Origin of the sequence: Lactobacillus sp. ESL0677 (assembly GCF_029392875.1) — a bacterium.
Taxonomy (GTDB): Bacteria; Bacillota; Bacilli; order Lactobacillales; family Lactobacillaceae; genus Lactobacillus.
This window is the reverse complement of sequence record NZ_CP113946.1, coordinates 260,612-277,478: the sequence shown is the minus strand read 5'-3', so window position 1 is coordinate 277,478 and position 16,867 is coordinate 260,612. Positions and strand designations below refer to the sequence as shown.

13 protein-coding genes are annotated in these 16,867 nt (G+C 39.3%); 3 read left to right on the top strand and 10 right to left on the bottom strand.

Annotation, left to right across the window (positions count from 1 at the left end; translation table 11 throughout):
• Window positions 1-30 precede the first annotated feature (30 nt).
• Together OZX76_RS01430 and OZX76_RS01425 are read left to right on the top strand one after the other, a co-directional pair.
• Complete coding sequence (locus tag OZX76_RS01430) at window positions 31-810, top strand: alpha/beta hydrolase (RefSeq protein ID WP_277180339.1); 780 nt, start codon at window positions 31-33, stop codon at window positions 808-810.
• 175 nt (window positions 811-985) lie between these two features.
• Window positions 986-2,362 carry an NAD-dependent succinate-semialdehyde dehydrogenase gene (locus tag OZX76_RS01425; protein ID WP_277180337.1) on the top strand — a complete coding sequence of 459 codons (1,377 nt, stop codon included), beginning with the start codon at window positions 986-988 and terminating at the stop codon, window positions 2,360-2,362.
• A gap of 56 nt (window positions 2,363-2,418) precedes the next feature.
• Here OZX76_RS01425 and OZX76_RS01420 read toward each other — a convergent pair whose 3' ends face one another.
• The 9 genes from OZX76_RS01420 to OZX76_RS01380 all read right to left on the bottom strand — a co-directional run bounded on the left by OZX76_RS01420 (window position 2,419) and on the right by OZX76_RS01380 (window position 14,701).
• The gene (locus tag OZX76_RS01420; RefSeq protein WP_277180334.1) at window positions 2,419-3,438 is read right to left on the bottom strand and encodes a zinc ribbon domain-containing protein; all 1,020 of its coding nucleotides are present in this window, start codon (window positions 3,436-3,438) and stop codon (window positions 2,419-2,421) included.
• 135 nt (window positions 3,439-3,573) lie between these two features.
• The gene (locus tag OZX76_RS01415) at window positions 3,574-6,444 is read right to left on the bottom strand and encodes an MMPL family transporter (protein ID WP_277180332.1); all 2,871 of its coding nucleotides are present in this window, start codon (window positions 6,442-6,444) and stop codon (window positions 3,574-3,576) included.
• Window positions 6,445-6,458: 14 nt separating this feature from the next.
• Complete coding sequence (locus OZX76_RS01410; protein WP_277133366.1) at window positions 6,459-7,022, bottom strand: TetR/AcrR family transcriptional regulator; 564 nt, start codon at window positions 7,020-7,022, stop codon at window positions 6,459-6,461.
• A gap of 125 nt (window positions 7,023-7,147) precedes the next feature.
• Window positions 7,148-8,071: a serine hydrolase gene (locus OZX76_RS01405; RefSeq protein WP_277180330.1), complete on the bottom strand. Its 924-nt coding sequence runs from the start codon at window positions 8,069-8,071 to the stop codon at window positions 7,148-7,150.
• Window positions 8,072-8,085: 14 nt separating this feature from the next.
• Window positions 8,086-9,003: a magnesium transporter CorA family protein gene (locus OZX76_RS01400; protein ID WP_277133364.1), complete on the bottom strand. Its 918-nt coding sequence runs from the start codon at window positions 9,001-9,003 to the stop codon at window positions 8,086-8,088.
• A gap of 138 nt (window positions 9,004-9,141) precedes the next feature.
• Window positions 9,142-10,443: an extracellular solute-binding protein gene (locus OZX76_RS01395; RefSeq protein WP_277180328.1), complete on the bottom strand. Its 1,302-nt coding sequence runs from the start codon at window positions 10,441-10,443 to the stop codon at window positions 9,142-9,144.
• A gap of 269 nt (window positions 10,444-10,712) precedes the next feature.
• On the bottom strand, window positions 10,713-12,200 hold the full coding sequence (locus OZX76_RS01390) for a hypothetical protein (RefSeq protein WP_277180326.1): 1,488 nt from the start codon (window positions 12,198-12,200) through the stop codon (window positions 10,713-10,715).
• 125 nt (window positions 12,201-12,325) lie between these two features.
• Window positions 12,326-13,297: a nitronate monooxygenase gene (locus OZX76_RS01385; protein ID WP_277180324.1), complete on the bottom strand. Its 972-nt coding sequence runs from the start codon at window positions 13,295-13,297 to the stop codon at window positions 12,326-12,328.
• A 24-nt stretch (window positions 13,298-13,321) separates the two neighbouring features.
• Window positions 13,322-14,701, bottom strand: a complete 1,380-nt coding sequence (locus OZX76_RS01380) for a PTS transporter subunit EIIC (protein WP_277180322.1) — start codon at window positions 14,699-14,701, stop codon at window positions 13,322-13,324.
• A 186-nt stretch (window positions 14,702-14,887) separates the two neighbouring features.
• Between OZX76_RS01380 and OZX76_RS01375 the strand changes: the two genes are divergently transcribed.
• Complete coding sequence (locus tag OZX76_RS01375) at window positions 14,888-15,472, top strand: hypothetical protein (protein WP_277133359.1); 585 nt, start codon at window positions 14,888-14,890, stop codon at window positions 15,470-15,472.
• Window positions 15,473-15,551: 79 nt separating this feature from the next.
• Here the strand turns inward: OZX76_RS01375 and OZX76_RS01370 are convergent, their stop codons facing one another.
• Window positions 15,552-16,856 (bottom strand): extracellular solute-binding protein, encoded by a 1,305-nt coding sequence (locus OZX76_RS01370; protein ID WP_277180320.1) that lies wholly within the window; start codon window positions 16,854-16,856, stop codon window positions 15,552-15,554.
• Window positions 16,857-16,867: the final 11 nt, after the last annotated feature.

Sequence of the window (16,867 nt, the reverse complement as noted above, 5' to 3'; positions counted from 1 at the left end):
TAAATATAGTTATATTGGAGGTTTAAATATATGGCTAAAATTAAGAACGATATCATTTATGATGAAGAACACCACTTGGCAACTGACATTTACTTACCGGATACGCCCGCAAAAGCGACTAAGGTTTTAATCTTTTGGCACGGTGGCGGTTGGATTCGTGGTGATAAAGGCGACGTTAAAGACTTATGCCTTAAAATGACAGAAAAAGGCTTCACTGCATTCGTCCCGAATTACCGTTTGGCACCAACCAATACTTTCCCAGCAGCGCACGATGATACCGTTAAATTCGTTGAATGGCTGCTTGACTCTGATTACACTGGCTCAGACACCAAGGGCATTACGCAAATCGGTGCTAGTTCCGGCGGTGTCATGGCCCTCTACATTGCCGGAAAGTACGGCTTCCCAACAGTTACTTGGTCAGCACCAGTCAACTACTCCGCTTGGATGAAAGAACACGAAGCCACTAAGGCCTCAATTGATGCTCGCGGCGAACTCGGCTTAACCGACCCTAAGGCAATTAATGATTCCTTCTATAAGTACTTTGGTTTAGCATACGCCGGTTCAAGCGATGCAGCCACTCTTGAAAAGCTGGACGCAAAATCCTATGACTACTCCAACTTGGGACACTTATGGCTAATTAATTCAGCCGATGAATTGTCACCATTAAAGTATGTCTTGGACTTCATCCAAACTTTGGCTAAAGAAAACCACGGCTCAGAGCTCACAGTTCTCCCAGGTCAAAAGCACGCAATGGCTTATGCCAATGATTACATTGATGCTTCACTTGCCTACTTAATGCAAATGATGTAAGTACTACAATAATTAAGAAGCCGCGAAAACAGTGATTTCTCGCGGCTTTTTTGTAAGCAAATTAATTATTAGTAAAGCCCGGTTCAAAAAATTCAAATTAACGTGATAACGCTTTATAATGTGTCTTGAAACATTTATTTGTTTTTTAACATGATTTTTAAAAAGAGGTAACAATATGGCTAAATATCAATCAGTCAACCCATATACCAATGAAAAGTTTGCCGAATACGACAACCCAACAGCCACTCAAATTGACGAAGCAATTAATCTTGCCCATGCGTTATACAAGAAGTGGCAACACGAAAGCCCTGAAAGTCGTGCCACGATTTTGCACCAAGTTGCAGATAGCTTGCGCAAACACGAAGACGAAATGGCCGAAATGATGACCCATGAAATGGGTAAAATGATTCACGAATCCAAAGAAGAAGTTGAAATTTGTATTTCGATTTGTGAATATTACGCTGAAAAAGGTCCAGAGATGTTAAAGCCACAACCAATTGAATCGCAACTTGGCCGTGCTTGCTACTTGAAGCAAGCTACTGGTGTGATTATGGCTTGCGAGCCGTGGAACTTCCCACTTTACCAAATTATCCGGGTCTTTGCTCCAAACTTCATCGTTGGTAACCCAATGCTATTGAAGCACGCCCACAATGTTCCTGGTTCTGCCGCTTTAGCTGCTAAAATCGTTAAAGAAGGTGGCGCACCTGAAGGCAGCTTTATCAACCTTTACCCCACTTACGACCAATTAGACGACATCATTGCTGATCCACGGATTTCCGGTGTTGCCCTGACTGGTTCGGAACGTGGTGGCTCTTCAGTTGCTGCTAATGCTGGTAAGAATTTGAAAAAGTCAACAATGGAACTCGGCGGCAATGACCCGTTCATCATTTTGGACGATGCTGATCCAGAACTTTTAAAACAAGTATTGTGCACTGCCAGAACTTACAATGGCGGTCAAGTATGTACCTCATCCAAACGGATTATTGTCGTTAAATCTCGTTATGACGAAGTTTTACACGAACTAAAGAACGTCTTTTCTAACTTAAAACCAGGCGATCCAATGAAGGACGCAACCACCTTGCCGCCAATGAACTCAGTCAGCTCAAGAGATAAGCTGACTAAGCAAGTTAAGACCGCAGTTGATGCTGGTGCGAAAGTCTTTTATCAATATCCAGAAATCAAGTCTGATGGCGCCTTCTTTAGTCCCGTAATCTTAACTGATATTGACAAGAAGAACCCAGCATTTGACGAAGAAATGTTTGGCCCAGTTGCAATGGTCTACAAGGTAGAAGATGAAGACGAAGCAATTGCTCTTGCTAATGATTCAAGTTATGGCCTTGGCTCGTCAATCATCAGTTCTGATGTTGACCACGCCCAAAAATTAGCTGCTCAAATTGAAAGTGGCATGACTGTAATTAATGGTACTTGGATTACTTCAGGTGAATTACCATTCGGTGGGGTTAAGAATTCGGGATACGGCCGCGAGTTGAGCGACTTAGGTATGATGGCCTTTGTCAATGAACACCTTGTAATCGATGTTTCCCACAAGTAAATTTAACTAAAACAAAAATGCTGAGTTTAACGCTCGGCATTTTTTTATTGCTCTTTTTAAGAATGTTTTCTAAATAAGTTAACTCCAGCAAGCACAGTTGTCATTAAACTGGCTAGAATCAGAAAGTATGTTGAGGCGCCAACCGATACAGCGTACATTAATAGTTGACTGGTCAGACCGTGGAATAAGCCTGTATTGGCGCGCGTAGTGCTCGATAATCTAAAGACAAGATAAATCAAAAACGCGGTTTCTATTAGGGAGAAAATAAAGGCGAGCCAGTTACCCTTTTTCGTACTTTGTAAAGCCTGATACATGATTATGATGGGAAAAATCACTAGCAGTAGCCAGATCACACACATCAAGACCCCTTGCAAAAGCGTTGAGCTAGAGCCAAACAATTGTCCGGCTAGGCTCAATGCCACTCGCGTAATCGACATCTTACCAGTATAAGTAATGTCGGAAACAGACGCTCCAGAGCCCGTGAACAGGACTATTAAACTAATTAGCGCCGTCATTACTACTGACAGTTGAATGTAATTAAAGTGCTTCTTAACGGTAACTGTTTCTTCTTCAACTTCATCTGTACCATCCGGCGTAGTTTTTGACCGCGACCAAACTTTTTGGCTGTGATCCTCAACCCTATTAAACATATTTGAGCCAAGCTGATTAACCTTCTCTGTTAAGCGCCGGTCAACAGTATAGCGTTCAATTTTGCCTCGCCGCAAGCAAACAACATACAACCAGAAGAACAGCAGGAAAAAGCTAATCCAGCCTAACCCACGCGAAAAACTCATGATAATTAGTAACATAATCCCTACTAAAAACACAATCATACTGTTAGCTCGAATCCATTCTAGCATCTTTTTAATCGTTGAATTTTGCTTATCAGGATAAAACTCCTGCCGGTAAGCCTCGCGACTGGCAATTTTCTTGCCCATCTTTTGGTCTTCATAATTTACCTCTTCATGCCTATCTGTAAAAAACGTCTGCCGATATTTTTGCAAATTAAAGTGACAGTTTGGGCACAGTTGGTCGTCATCGGTGATTGCTTTGCCGCAATTTGGACAAGTAGTCATAAACTACACTCCTTAATTCCATAGTTACTTTTAAGTTAATGATAAAACAAAATTATTAGTTTACAACCAAAATCATTATTTTTCGCAATAAAAAAATTGAACAACTCAAAGTTGAGTCATTCAATTTTAGTTTAATTAACTATTTTTAATTCGTTTATTCTTACGATTCCAATGCAAACCTTCATAAGTCAGCTTGACCGCTGCTGATAAAGTAATTGGCATGATAAAGACAAGAATAATTAGACCAATAATCACCGCCAGCGCTACTTCAATCAACGTCGGAATCCCAGATGGAATCAATGCCGCAAACGTACCACCAAGAATAATGGCTGCCGAAATAACAACGGTTCCAATAATTCCACAAGCCTTCAAAATGCGCTCGCTCGGCTTACCGCCCTCAATTGCGCGGTAACGCGTCATTAAGAAAATACTATAGTCAACACCTAGGGCAATCAGCATAATGAAGCTAAAGAACGGTGTATTCCACGTAAGCATAGTATTGCCAAGCAGAGCCTTAACAAGCCACTCACTAATTGACAGTGAACAGAAGTAAGCAATCAGCAGCGTCCCAAGAATATACAATGGTTGTAATAATGATCGGGTAACAAAAATCAGCGCAATACCAATTCCAACGAGCATGATTGCGGCGGTTCTAATAAAGTCACCGTTAGCCACCTGCTTAATATCCGCAATTTTGGCACTTTCGCCGCCCATCGCAACGGTCGCCTTCTCTAAGCGAGTTCCCTGCAGCGACTTCTTAGCCATTTGGCTAAGTTCGCCAACTTCACTAGTTGCCTTGGTACTACTTGGATTAGAGTTAAAGACCATCATTAACATTGCTGACTTCTTATCTGGACTTAAGTAAGCCTTAACAGAATCTTGGAACATATCTGACTTAATAAATTCAGTTGGAATGTAAAAAGTATCAGCTGCAGATGAACTAGCTAAGCCAGTTAAGTACGAAGCTCCTTGACCTAGACCACTATTAACAGAATCAACACCCGAAGTAATCTTCGGCGTGCTAGTCGCCAATTTACCGGCACCCGAGCTAAGTTGACCCGCGCTTGAATTTAGTTGGCCAATCCCACTGTTAAGACTTGCAGCACCTGAACTTAATTGGTTAGAAGCAGAAGCCAAACTACCAACGCCTGATTGTAATTGGCCCATTTGACCACTAGTGTCTGGCATACTTGCAGCAGTGCTAGCCCAAGACTTCGATAGAGCTGCACCAGCAGCTTGCATTACTGCTAACCGCTGACTTTGCGTTAAACCAGGAATTTTAGCTACATTGCGAGTCAAGTTCTCTTTGTAGCCTTGTTCAAGGTTCGTCTTAATACTCTGCTGCGCTCCAGCCAGTGACTGCGAACTAGACGATAATTGCGAATTCAGCTGGTTTAACCCAGATGCTAATTGCTGACTACCACTTTGCAACTTGCTAGAACCACCTTGTAAGGTGCTAGTACCACTTTGTAATTGATCGGTACCGTTGGCTAACTGGTTAGCACCCAGCGTCACCTTCTTGCTGGCCTTGCTTAACTTGTTTAAGCCACTGCGTGCTTGGTCAACACCACCATTAACTGTATCCAACTGATTATTGACGTACAATTGCTGAATGCTTTCACCATAAGGCTGAGTAACCGAGGTAACAAACGAAACATCCTTGGAAGCCTGCAATTGTCTTGTCAATTGGTCGATCAGCTTCAGGTCCGCCTCATTATCAAGGCGGTGATTACTCTTAATGTAAAGTGTAGTCGGCTCAGCCATCCCCTTAGAGAAGTGCTTTTCAACTACTTGCAACCCAGCTTTAGCCGGAACATTGTTGGCAATTTCATCAGTATCATCATAATTTAAGTGACCTGAATATAACAAAGCAAACGGTATTACTACAACCGCCATAATTGCCAAGTAAACAATTGGGTGAGCCAGCGTGCCTTTAGAAATACCATGCCATAATTTATCTTCATGTTCACCGGTAAATTTCTTAACCGGCCAGAACATTTTTTCACCTAAAACAGCCATAAAGAATGGGTTCAAGGTTAACAAAACTACTAGCAAAACAGCAACACCGACAGCGACGCCGACAGCTGATTGATAAATCGAAAACTTAGCCAAACTCAAAGCAGTAAAGCCAATTAAAATCGAAGATCCTGAATACAAAATCGTTTTGCCGGCAACCTTCAGGGCACTCTTCATCGCCTGATAGCGATCCATCCCCATGCCAAGGTCTTCCTTAAACTTATCGTAAAGCAGGATGTTATAGTCGGTTCCAATCCCGAACAACACAATAATCATAAAGACTTGCGTAAAGTTGGAAAATGGGAAATTGTTATGTGCCACCAAGTTAGTGACAATTGAGAACGCCGTAATAAATGATATACCAACCGTTAATAATGAAATTAGCGGTACAATCGGCGACCTAAAGACAATTACCAAAACAATAAAGATAAAGATAACCGTAATTAATTCTGTCTTCTTAATCCCCTCTTGAATGGAATTAGTGAAGGCATTTTGCAAGACATCCGCGCCCGTCACGTAAGTCTTCACACCAGCGGTCTTAACCGCACTAGTTAACTGCGTTTCCACATCGTTAATTGGTGCGTGCTTCTTAGCAACATTAATTTGCATAATCCAAGTCGTACCGTCTTTTGCTTCCAACTTCTTCTTGGTAGCAATATTATCCTCAGGTCCTAAGACTTGCTTAATGCCATATTTATCCTGATGATTTTTCAGATAATCAATCGTTTGGTTAATTGCTACCTTATCATCATCCGTTATCTTGCCCTTGTCCTTATTAAATACAACCGCAATTTGATAAGTATCCTTTTGCTTAGGGCCCCAATCATTCTGAATTGTTTGCGCCACTTCACTTTGGACAGTTTGTGGGAGAGAAATATTTGAGTGCTCACGTGTTAGCCCAGTAATATTGGGCAAAGCAATCACAGAAACAATTAAAATTAAAACCCATGCAATCAATGAAAAAACATGGTTTTTCAGTAGTTTTTGCACTCTACTTTTCCTTTCTAATTTTGTAAAACTTGTTTTGGCTGCACTAATTGCAGCAGCAACTTATGGTAACCCTGATCTGCTTCTTCATTAGTTTCATCAGTAAACGATGATGACACATCTAAAAAAACATAACCGAGGACTGCACCAATCAGAGCATGAAGCGATACCTTGCTATCATGGCGCAAATTTAATTTTTCAGCTAAAGAAATAACATTGATAATTTCTTGGCTAATCGCGTCATCTTGTTGATATTCGTTTAAATGGTACAAAATACTGAGCAACGCAGGATCATGCAAAATAAAATCTCGCACAATATCCGCAAATTTAAGCAGCGCATCAACACCGGACAAGCCAATAATATTCTCTACTAAGCGTTTACTTAATAGCTTAATCCGACTGGCACCAACAAGCGATAATAACTGCTTGCGACCAGAAACATAATGGTAGAGCGATTGTGACCGCACGCCAAGCTCCTTGGCCAAGTTTGGCAAGGTCGTTGCAGAAAGGCCCTTCTGTTCAATCATCTCTGTTGCCTTGGCAATTACTTTACTTAAATCAAGGCTCCTTTTTTGAATCATTGTCCCCTCCTCTACTAGCACGATGAATAATATATCACTACAATATGAAGATTACAATCTACATGCTGTAAATTAATCTAAACAAAAATAAAAAAGCCTTACCAAGATAAGACTTTTATTTACTCTTATTTAAAGAAATGATTAATCGTCCGGCCCAAACGGGCAAACGCCACGTCGTTACTGCTCCACACACTCATACAGTATGCGTGCCCGCCATCTTGGACAATTGCCACTGCAGATTTGCTATCAGAAGCCGCATAAATTTGTCCATGAAGACCGCGAACTAATTTAGGCTTCGATTGCGCCAAGTTAAGCGCGGTTAAAGCCAGATTGGCATATTGCCGGCTGAGAGTTTTATTCTGATATAAATTAACCATCACACTAGTCAAATCAGTCGCAGTCGTTGTACTTATCGGATTAGCAGTAAACTTTTTGCCAACATCAGTCTTAGTAGCGCCCATTTTTGCAACAATTTGGTTAACGTTACGTGATCCAACTTTGCGCAATAAGGCATTAGCAGCGGTCTTATTGCCGTGCATCATCGCCTGCTTCAAGTAAGCAATCCCATAAGCATAGCCGAGCTTTAGCATTTGTTCACCCTTGACGCGATCAGCCTTCTTAATTTTGATTGCCGTGTGCGATGTCAATTTACCGTGCTGCTCTTGATAGTAAATTGCAGCAAGTAAATACAGCCGGCTGCTTACAGTTATGCCATGTGCCTTAATTGTATTATTAACGCGGGCAAACTTGCGCGAGTTTAAATCCTGCACACTAACCTGATAACTCTTGTCCTTACCCATCACCTGTTCAATTTGCCGGGCCCAGTCCTTGTCGCTGCCAGACTCAACTTTAACATCGGCAGCGTATTCGACCTCATCAACACTAGGTTCACGGCTCTTTTTAGCCGCTTTCTTATTTTTAACTACCTTGCTTTGCCGCGAATTAACAATGCGCACACTGGTATTTTCAACATGATTTAAATTATTTAAATAAAGCAGAAACGATATAAGAGTCGCAACTAATGAACCAACCAAAATTTTGTTTTTCATAAATTAGCCTCAATTTAGAAGAAATGATGTCGCTTCATTAACACAATTAACCAAACCATTAAGAAAATGGCAAAAGCAGTAATCGTAATCCAGTCTGATGGCTTATGTCCCACCGGCAAGCTAACATTCATCCCGTAAAATCCCGTTAGAATTGTCGGGATTGTCAACACTAGCGACCAGACCGTTAAGAACTTCATCGTATCGTTCAAGTTGTTGTTCATCATATTATTGGAAGTCGCTGACAACGTTGCCGTTACCTGCTGAGAAATCTTCACCATTTCGGCAGCCTGATTAGACTCAATTAAGACATCATCCAGTCGTTCACCGGCATACTTAGTAAAACTCAACTTAGACTTTTTCAAGCTCTTAAGCATCATTAAATTTGTTTGAATGGAACTGGAAAGATAAACCAAACTCTTTTCAATGTTTGATAATTCAACCAAATCATGATTATCAATATCATCAGACAGTTTTTGGTCCAAGCTATTGCGTTCGACATCCAACTGCGTGACAGCCCGCTGGAAATATTGCGATGAAAACAGTAAAAACTTCATTAACAGTTCCGTTACATCTTGCGCTTGAGCCAACTTACGCCTCATCGGTCGGTCGTTAAACTCGTCAAAAACATAACTAGTTGACTCAGTATGAAACGTAAAAATATTTTCACCAGATACTAAAAAAGTAATCGGGTGTGACGTAAAATGCTTAATTGACTTGGTCGGCCAAATCGGCACATCGTAAACCAACAAGTGAATTTGTGTATGAGTATCGTAATCGTAGTGCGGTCGCTCGTGACGGTCAGAAATATAAGAAATCATGTCTGGGGTGAAACTAAAATCATCCTGCAGCCGATTGCTGTCTTCCTCACTCAAATTACTGATGTCATACCATCTATACTCAGTTTCCACAGGAAAAGATTGCTCTCTAATCACCGTTCTCACCCCTGGCTTTTTAAATTAATTGGTCTACAATAACCAATTCTTATGCCTTATTTATCTTACCATTCAAGCAAAAAACAATAAATAAAAAACAGACCTCTTGGTCTGTTTTTTTATAAAATGTCTTATTTATTATTGCTTCCATGCAGCGTCAAATTTAGTCTTACCCGTCTTAATTGCATTATTAACATTCTGCTTCTTTTGGGCAGCAGCCAAGATTGATTGCATGATTGCTGGCAATTGACTGTAAGTTGCACCAGAATCTTTAATCACTGGCACACTGTACATTGTGTTAGTAGTCAACACATCTTCTAACTTAGCTGGCAGTTTCAATGCCTTGTTAGCCTTGTAACTCTTGGTCTTAGCTACAGCTTCGTTAACTGGGATATAACCAGTTTCCTTAGCCCACTTAGCTTGACTAGATTCTGAGGCTAAGAACTTCATATACATGAAAGCAGCCGATTTTTGCATGGCAGTTGCATGATTAAACATGTAAATGTCAGTTCCTTGTTGCATCGTGTACTTGCTTGGACGAGCAGCAACATCATAAGTAAAGCCTTTCTTGGCAGCTTGCTTAACCCATGTTTCTGTTGATGATGAGGTTACCATCATAGCTAACTTCTTATTGGTAAACGGAATATACAGGTACTTGTCTGAACCAGGCATTCTGAAGTAGCCAGCCCTTTCACCATCGGCAAAGTAATTGATGACTTGCTTAGATTCATTACCAGCAAAGTCAATCTTGCTGGAGAAGTTTTGACCAGCATTCTTCATCCCCAAGACATAGTAATTGTCCAAGGCATCAAAGCCGGCACCAACTACCTTGTGCTTACTCTTCTGATAGATTGTTTGGGCAGCACTCTTAAGTTCCGCCATTGTAGTTGGCACTTTCTTAACGCCGTATTGCTTGAGCATTGCTGGATTGTAAATCAAAATTTCAATTGATTTGTTAAACGGAATGCCGTATTGTGTCCCGTTAATTTTAGCACCATCAAGCAAGTCGGACTTAATGCCACTTGCTTGTTGACTGCCCCAACCAACATCCTTGTTATTAATGTAAGGTGTCAAGTTAACCAGTGCCTTGTTCTTAGCAGCACTCTCTAACCAGTCAGGATAAGCCTGAGTAATTGTTGGCAGGTCCTTTGGTGATTGCAAGGTTGAGTTAATCTTCGCTTGTAAATCGTTATAAGCACCTTGCTCCTCTAACTTAACTGTAATGTTAGGATTTTTCTTTTCAAATTCCTTAGTCAAACTCTTCAAAGTGTTCTCTTGGGCACCCTGCATTCCATGCCAAAAGACAACAGTTGTTTTCTTAGTTACTTTAGGAATTTTATTATTAGTTGAAGTTGACGAATTGCTCTTCGAACAAGCAGCAGTTCCCATTAAAGCCAAGCTCGCTACTGCAATGGTTGCAAGCTTTTTACCGAATTTCATTTTAGATTTTCCTCCAAATAATTTATTATATTGTTCTTAATAAATTGTCAATTGATAATTCTTGTTAATTGTATAGCAAGCTTTGAAAAATTACAACAAAATTTTAAGTAAAAATTCGGTTTTTGTAAAAATATTATATTCTAAAATAGATAAGGTTCGTATTTTATTCGATAAAGATTTAAAAATATACAGTTTGTTCTAGTTTAATGAGCGAAAATCACTGCAGAAAAAGACTGATTGTCAGTTGAAACAATCAGTCTTAAAATATTTTATTTTTCTACATAATCTGCGATATTCAACTTACCTACCTTAGTGGTCACAGCTGGATTAACCGTATAATCTGACAAATAAACATCTAACTCAGTATAATCTTTATTAAACTTAGCGTTATAATAACGGCTTTTTTCCTTAGGATATTTAGTCTGGACATCAGCGTTAGCAAGTGGCAGAATCTTTTTAGCTTCTTCAGCGGTTAAATGATTGATATCCTTAACTTTTACCCGCTTACCGCGATCAAGTGCAGTAGTTGCTTGTTGAAGATCGGTAATCGCTTTTTGCACATCCGTATCAGTACTAATTAATGAATCATAGGCAATTTGAGCTTTTTTAAAATAATACTCATATGAACTGCTTGAACTAGCATAACGATATTTTTCACTAGCTCTAATTTCTGGAGCTTGATCCAATAACTGTTTTAATTCCACACGTTTAGCAGTTGATGCTAGTGGTTTATTTGCCAGAGCATCTTCTTTAGTATTAAGTGGCGATAATTTAATACCATAGATATACTTAGTATCAGCTGCCTTAAGAAGTGCATAGCTACCGTCTCTTACTGTAGACTCAACTTGATAAAATAGTTCAGGTTCAGTTTGACCAGGTTCACGTAAATAAAATGCCTTGGTTGCATATTCAATTCTGCCCTTCTTGGCAGTAATTGCCTGAACAACTAAATTTGGTGTATTATCCGGAACAATAACCAAGTTCGAATTCGGAATTACACTTTGAGTAGCTACTTCGCCTTTGTACGTATAATAATTGGTATCCTTGGTTGTCAAAATTGCCATATGCTTACTGCACGGCAATAATTGTAAATCCTTTTTACTGTAAATTGCCGTTAGAACATCATCATCGTCAATATCTTCGTCTAAGAATTGGTTACTACCCTTGATGCGATACATAATTGAATAGCCTTCGTCAATTTGGTAATCGATATCACTACCATCTGTTACAGCATCCACGACAACCTTTTGACCCGGTGTAAAATGTTTAGCAACTTTTTTACCTAAATCTGCATCATATACCTCAATCGTATTGGCCTTTTGATCATCAAACATCTTCTTAGTCAACTTAATTGTAGCTTGGTTTGCCAAAAGTGCTTGACCATTGATCTTGGTGACATTGGCTGCCTTGATATAACCACCATGACCAATACTATAATAAGTTTTTCCCTTAATCATTTTATATGGTAAGTAATACCAATCCCAGTTCTCATCATGAAAAGAATAATTTTTAGATCTCGGATCAGTTGTCGGTACTACCTGCTTAGCAACCTTAATTGACTTGCTAGTAATTAACGAGCTTTTACCGCGATAAGACCATAGCTTTTGACCGTACTTGTTATAGACACGTGAATGATTAATTTTCAAATTAGTTTGCTCAGTTGCAGCTTGAACTTGAGCAGGCTGACTTGCTAGCATAGCAGGTCCAGCTAACATAACTGTACCAAGCAATAAAATAACTTTCTTATTGATTTTCATTATTAACACCTCACAATAAATTTCATGCAATAATTATAATCTATAAATATAGTATTTTTAAAATCTTTACCAAATTGAAACAAAAAATAGTGAATCAATCTTGATTCACTACCAGATTAGGACATTTATTCCCAACTAAAATTTTGCATTTCTTTAATTCTCTCTTGGGCACTAGCAAGAATACCATCGATAATTTCTGTCACTGCTTTTTGTTCGTTAATTAAGCTGACATCTTGACCACACATAATGGCGCCGTTTTCTGTATCACCATGAACAAGCCCCTTATTAATGGTAATTGAATCTGCATTCTTCAATTTTTTAGCAGCTTCAGCAAAGCTCGTTCCTTGTTCAAGGGCAACAGTTCTCTTGGTTAATTCGTTCTTTAATTCACGCGTTGGCCCAATGGAATAGTTGGTTTCAACCGTTGACATATCACCTGCTGCAAGTAGCGCCTTTTTAGCATTAGGATGAATTGCCGCTTGAGCTGTTGCCAAAAAGACTGTTCCCATTTCAATTCCATCAGCACCTAAAGCTATCGCAGCTGCAGCTGTGTCACCGTTGGCAATCCCGCCGCTAACTACTAGTGGAGCAGTTATGACTGACTTGGCTTTAGCTGCTAAAACCATCGTGCTTTCAAAGGAAATGTGGCCGCCACCTTCCCAGCCCTTGACTGCAATTACATCGCCGCCAGCTTTTTCGGCAATTACCGCATCAGCAACAGTCGATGCCTTGAAGATGACTTTACGATGTTCTTGGTGCCATTTTGTCGTATATTCGGTCACTATTTCTTGTGGCCAATCTTGCATCCCGCAGCCATAGACAACTGGAATATCATATTCAGAAATATATTTGTCAAGCTCACTAATTCGCGGAGAAGTCATGTCAACTTGCAGGGCATACTTTTTGTCAGTTAAAGTTTTAATCTTGGCAATTTCCTGACGGATCATGGGTTCAGGCGCATAACCAAGTCCTAAAACGCCAAGTCCACCAGCATTAGAAACTGCCGCAGCCAAATCTGCAGTGGAAACAAAGGCCATTGCCCCTTGAATAACGGGTTTTTCAATTCCTAAAGCTGCACATACACGATTTTCTTTCATTTTTACTACCTCAATTCTTAAAAATTATTTTTTTGCTTCCATTGCTGCAATATCGTCTTTGTTAATCAGTAGCATTCCTAATCCAAATGATACGCCAAAGGCAATTAGCATTTCAATTATGGCATTTAATAAATTCATTGGTGTTTTAGCAAAAAGTGCAATTGCTAAAATACCGGGACTCGCCATTGCTGTTGATGTAACAAAAGTTAATCCGGCATATAACCCGCCAACTGTTCCACCAATTATTGCTGAACATAGTGCCTTCTTATTTTTCAAATTAACGCCATATAACACAGGCTCGCTAATTCCTAATAATGAAGTCGATGCTGCTGAAACCGCAGTCGACTTTGTCTTTTTGTTCTTACATTTCACTGCTACAGCAAAACCAGCACCAGCTTGCGAAATATTAGCACTTAACCCAGCCGGCGTGAAAAAAGAATCATAGCCAAACTTGGTAATTGATTGTAAGGCAATTGGGAACAACGTATAGTGCATCCCCATCATGACAATGATTGGTGAAAAGCCACCTAGGATTGTTGGTGCCAGCCAAGGCACATTATGGTTTAAAAACGCAATTGCAATTCCAAGATAATCACCGATATAACTACCAATTGGTCCTAAGACAGCTAGCCCCAACACAGCATTCACTAAAATGGAAAGTGTTGGTGTGACAAACATTGCCACAGTATCCGGTAAATTACTGTTTAATAATTTTTCTATTTTTGATTGGACATAAACTATTAAAATGATTGGTACAACACTTGAGCCATAATTAACAGCCCGAATTGGTAAGCCAAATAATGAAATTGAATGGCCACTAGCAACCATTGCCGCAAACGTTGGGTGTAACAATACGCCAGCCAAGGTTACCGCAATAAATGGATTAGCATTTAATTTCTTCGCTGAAGTATAAGCCAATAATACAGGCAAAAATTGAAAACAGGCATCAGCTATAAAGGATAAAATCTGATAATTTAAACTATTGGTCGCAATAACATGAACAGTTACAAAAATTGCAATGAATCCCTTTAATAACCCAGCTCCAATAATAACGGGCAAAATCGGTGTAAAACTACCGGCAAGAAAGTCCATGAATCGGGAAATAAGACCTCCCTTTTTCTCTTGCTTTTTATTTTGAATTTGAGCCTGATCTTCATTAGCCGGCAGCAATTTCATGAACTCATCATATACTTTAGGTACTTCTGTTCCAATAACTACTTGTACTTGTCCAGCTTGGTTAATGACTTCAGTTACACCATCAACCTTTTTAAGATTTTCAAGATCTACTTGATTAATATCTTTAACATTTATCCGCAATCTCGTTGAACAATGTGTTATCTGGGTAATGTTTTCTGCATTACCCATTAAACGCAAAACTTCTTGAGCCACTTTTTGATAATCCATACGTTGTTTTCCCTCTTTCCTCAACCAATTTATCATGTTCAGGCTTTTGAAAAAATCACTAGATTAAGTCCAAATGGTAGGTTAAGCAACAACCTGCATATATTTGTCGGGTTATGCAACTTTGACTATTAAAATTGTGGTATATTTATTTACTGGTAAAACAAGTTTTTAGTTTAGGTCACTATTATGAAAAAAGAAGATTTACGAGTTAAAAAAACTAAATTAGTTATTCAAGAGGGCTTTGCTCAATGTGTTAGCAATAAGCCCTTTTCTAAAATTACTATTCGCGATCTAACAGACGCAATGATGATTAATAAATCAACGTTTTACAAATATTATCATGATAAATATGACCTGCGCGATACAATGGTGCGCGAAACACTTAAAGCATTTTCTAAGTACATTGACATTTCGTTTCTTAATCTTGACGAGACTAACAGCATTGAAAACTACAAAAAGAAATTACCGGCTGCATTATTACCAGTGTGGCAGCACCGAGATTGGTTAATGACTCTTTGGTCTAAAAATCTTGAACTAAATGTTTTTACAATGATGGAAATAGCTTTTGCTAAAAAATTTAAGCAGTATATTTTTTCGACAAAACAAGAATGTACTAAGTATGATGAATTACAGGCTAATTTATTTGCGACAGCGGCTTTACAAATCATCAGGTGGTGGTTTTTCAAAAGTCCTACTTCTTCTATTGATGAAATTGCAGATATTATCATTAAGTGCCTAGAATTAGGTCCATATTTTGCTTTTACTAAATAATTTTCCCATCACAAAAAGGACCTGTTCCGTAATTGGAATAGATCCTTTTATTGTAAATAATTACATTAATGTTTAGTTTTTATTGTTTCCATGCAGCGTCAAATTTTGACTTACCAGTCTTAATGGTACTGTCTGTACTCTGCTTCTTTTGCGCAGCAGCGTAGATACTCTGCATGATTGGGTTAAGCTGACCATAAGCTGCACCAGCATCCTTGATAACCGGAACACTGTACAAGTTCTTCATGGCACTCTCCAATTTGGCTGGCAGCTTAATCTTCTTGTTAGACTTATAAGCCTTAGAGTCAACTACACTTTGGTTAACTGGAATGTAACCTGTGGCATTAGCCCATTCAAGCTGACTTGATTTTGACACCAAGAACTTAATGAAGAGAAAGGCAGCAGCCTTTTGGTCACTACTTGCATGCTTAAACATGTAAATGTCTGTCCCTTGTTGCATTGTGTATTTACCAGGACGAGGAGCAACATCATAAGTGAATCTGCTTCCTACACCTTGCTTAACAAAGCCTTCACCAGCAGAAGTTCCGATATACATTGCTACTTTTTGGTTAGCAAAGGGTCCTGAAAGATAGTGCTCTGACCCTGCAGTTCTGAAGTAGCCCTTCTTGATACCATCAGCATAATAGTTGATAACTTTCTTAGAAGTAGCACCACCAAAATCAATTTTACTTGAAAAGTCAATGCCTTCATTCTTCATCCCTAAAACGTAGTAGTTAGATAATGAGTCAAAGCCAGCACCAACAACCTTGTGGTTACTCTTAGTGTAAATTGTTTCGGCATCTTGCTTTAATTCTGCCATTGTTGCTGGAGCCCTTTTAATGCCATACTTCTTAAACATATCAGCATTGTAGGTCAAAGTTTCAATCGACTTATTGAATGGAATACCGTATTGAACGCCGCCTATTTGCGCACCTGAAAGTAATGCCGGCGTAATATCAGAAGCACTGCTTGAGCCCCAGCCAATATTTTTATTATTAATATATGGCTTTAAGTCAACCAGCAGCTTGTTCTTCGAAGTTGTATACAACCAATCTGGATAAGCCTGCGTAATTGTAGGCAAGTTATTTGGTGACTGCAGTGTTGAATTAATCTTGGCTTGTAAATCATTGTACGCACCTTGATTTTCCAACTTAACTGTAATCTTCGGGTTCTTTTGCTCAAATTCCTGTGTCAGCTTCTTCAATGTTGCCTGCTGGACACCAGTCATCCCGTGCCAGAAAACAATATTGGTCTTCTTGGTAATCTTTGTCGGAATCTTATCCGTGCTTGATGACGAAGAAGAATTGCTACCATTAGAACATGCAGCTGTCCCTATTAACACCAAACCGGTAGCAAAGGCCACTGCTAGTTTTTTACTAAACTTCATTTGGTAAACCT

Bases quoted from the DNA above. Each gene is read 5' to 3' on its own strand.
- OZX76_RS01430 (WP_277180339.1), top strand. From the start codon at position 31: ATGGCTAAAATTAAGAACGATATCATTTATGATGAAGAACACCACTTG.
- OZX76_RS01425 (WP_277180337.1), top strand. From the start codon at position 986: ATGGCTAAATATCAATCAGTCAACCCATATACCAATGAAAAGTTTGCC.
- OZX76_RS01420 (WP_277180334.1), bottom strand. From the start codon at position 3,438: ATGACTACTTGTCCAAATTGCGGCAAAGCAATCACCGATGACGACCAA.
- OZX76_RS01410 (WP_277133366.1), bottom strand. From the start codon at position 7,022: ATGATTCAAAAAAGGAGCCTTGATTTAAGTAAAGTAATTGCCAAGGCA.
- OZX76_RS01405 (WP_277180330.1), bottom strand. From the start codon at position 8,071: ATGAAAAACAAAATTTTGGTTGGTTCATTAGTTGCGACTCTTATATCG.
- OZX76_RS01395 (WP_277180328.1), bottom strand. From the start codon at position 10,443: ATGAAATTCGGTAAAAAGCTTGCAACCATTGCAGTAGCGAGCTTGGCT.
- OZX76_RS01390 (WP_277180326.1), bottom strand. From the start codon at position 12,200: ATGAAAATCAATAAGAAAGTTATTTTATTGCTTGGTACAGTTATGTTA.
- OZX76_RS01385 (WP_277180324.1), bottom strand. From the start codon at position 13,297: ATGAAAGAAAATCGTGTATGTGCAGCTTTAGGAATTGAAAAACCCGTT.
- OZX76_RS01380 (WP_277180322.1), bottom strand. From the start codon at position 14,701: ATGGATTATCAAAAAGTGGCTCAAGAAGTTTTGCGTTTAATGGGTAAT.
- OZX76_RS01375 (WP_277133359.1), top strand. From the start codon at position 14,888: ATGAAAAAAGAAGATTTACGAGTTAAAAAAACTAAATTAGTTATTCAA.
- OZX76_RS01370 (WP_277180320.1), bottom strand. From the start codon at position 16,856: ATGAAGTTTAGTAAAAAACTAGCAGTGGCCTTTGCTACCGGTTTGGTG.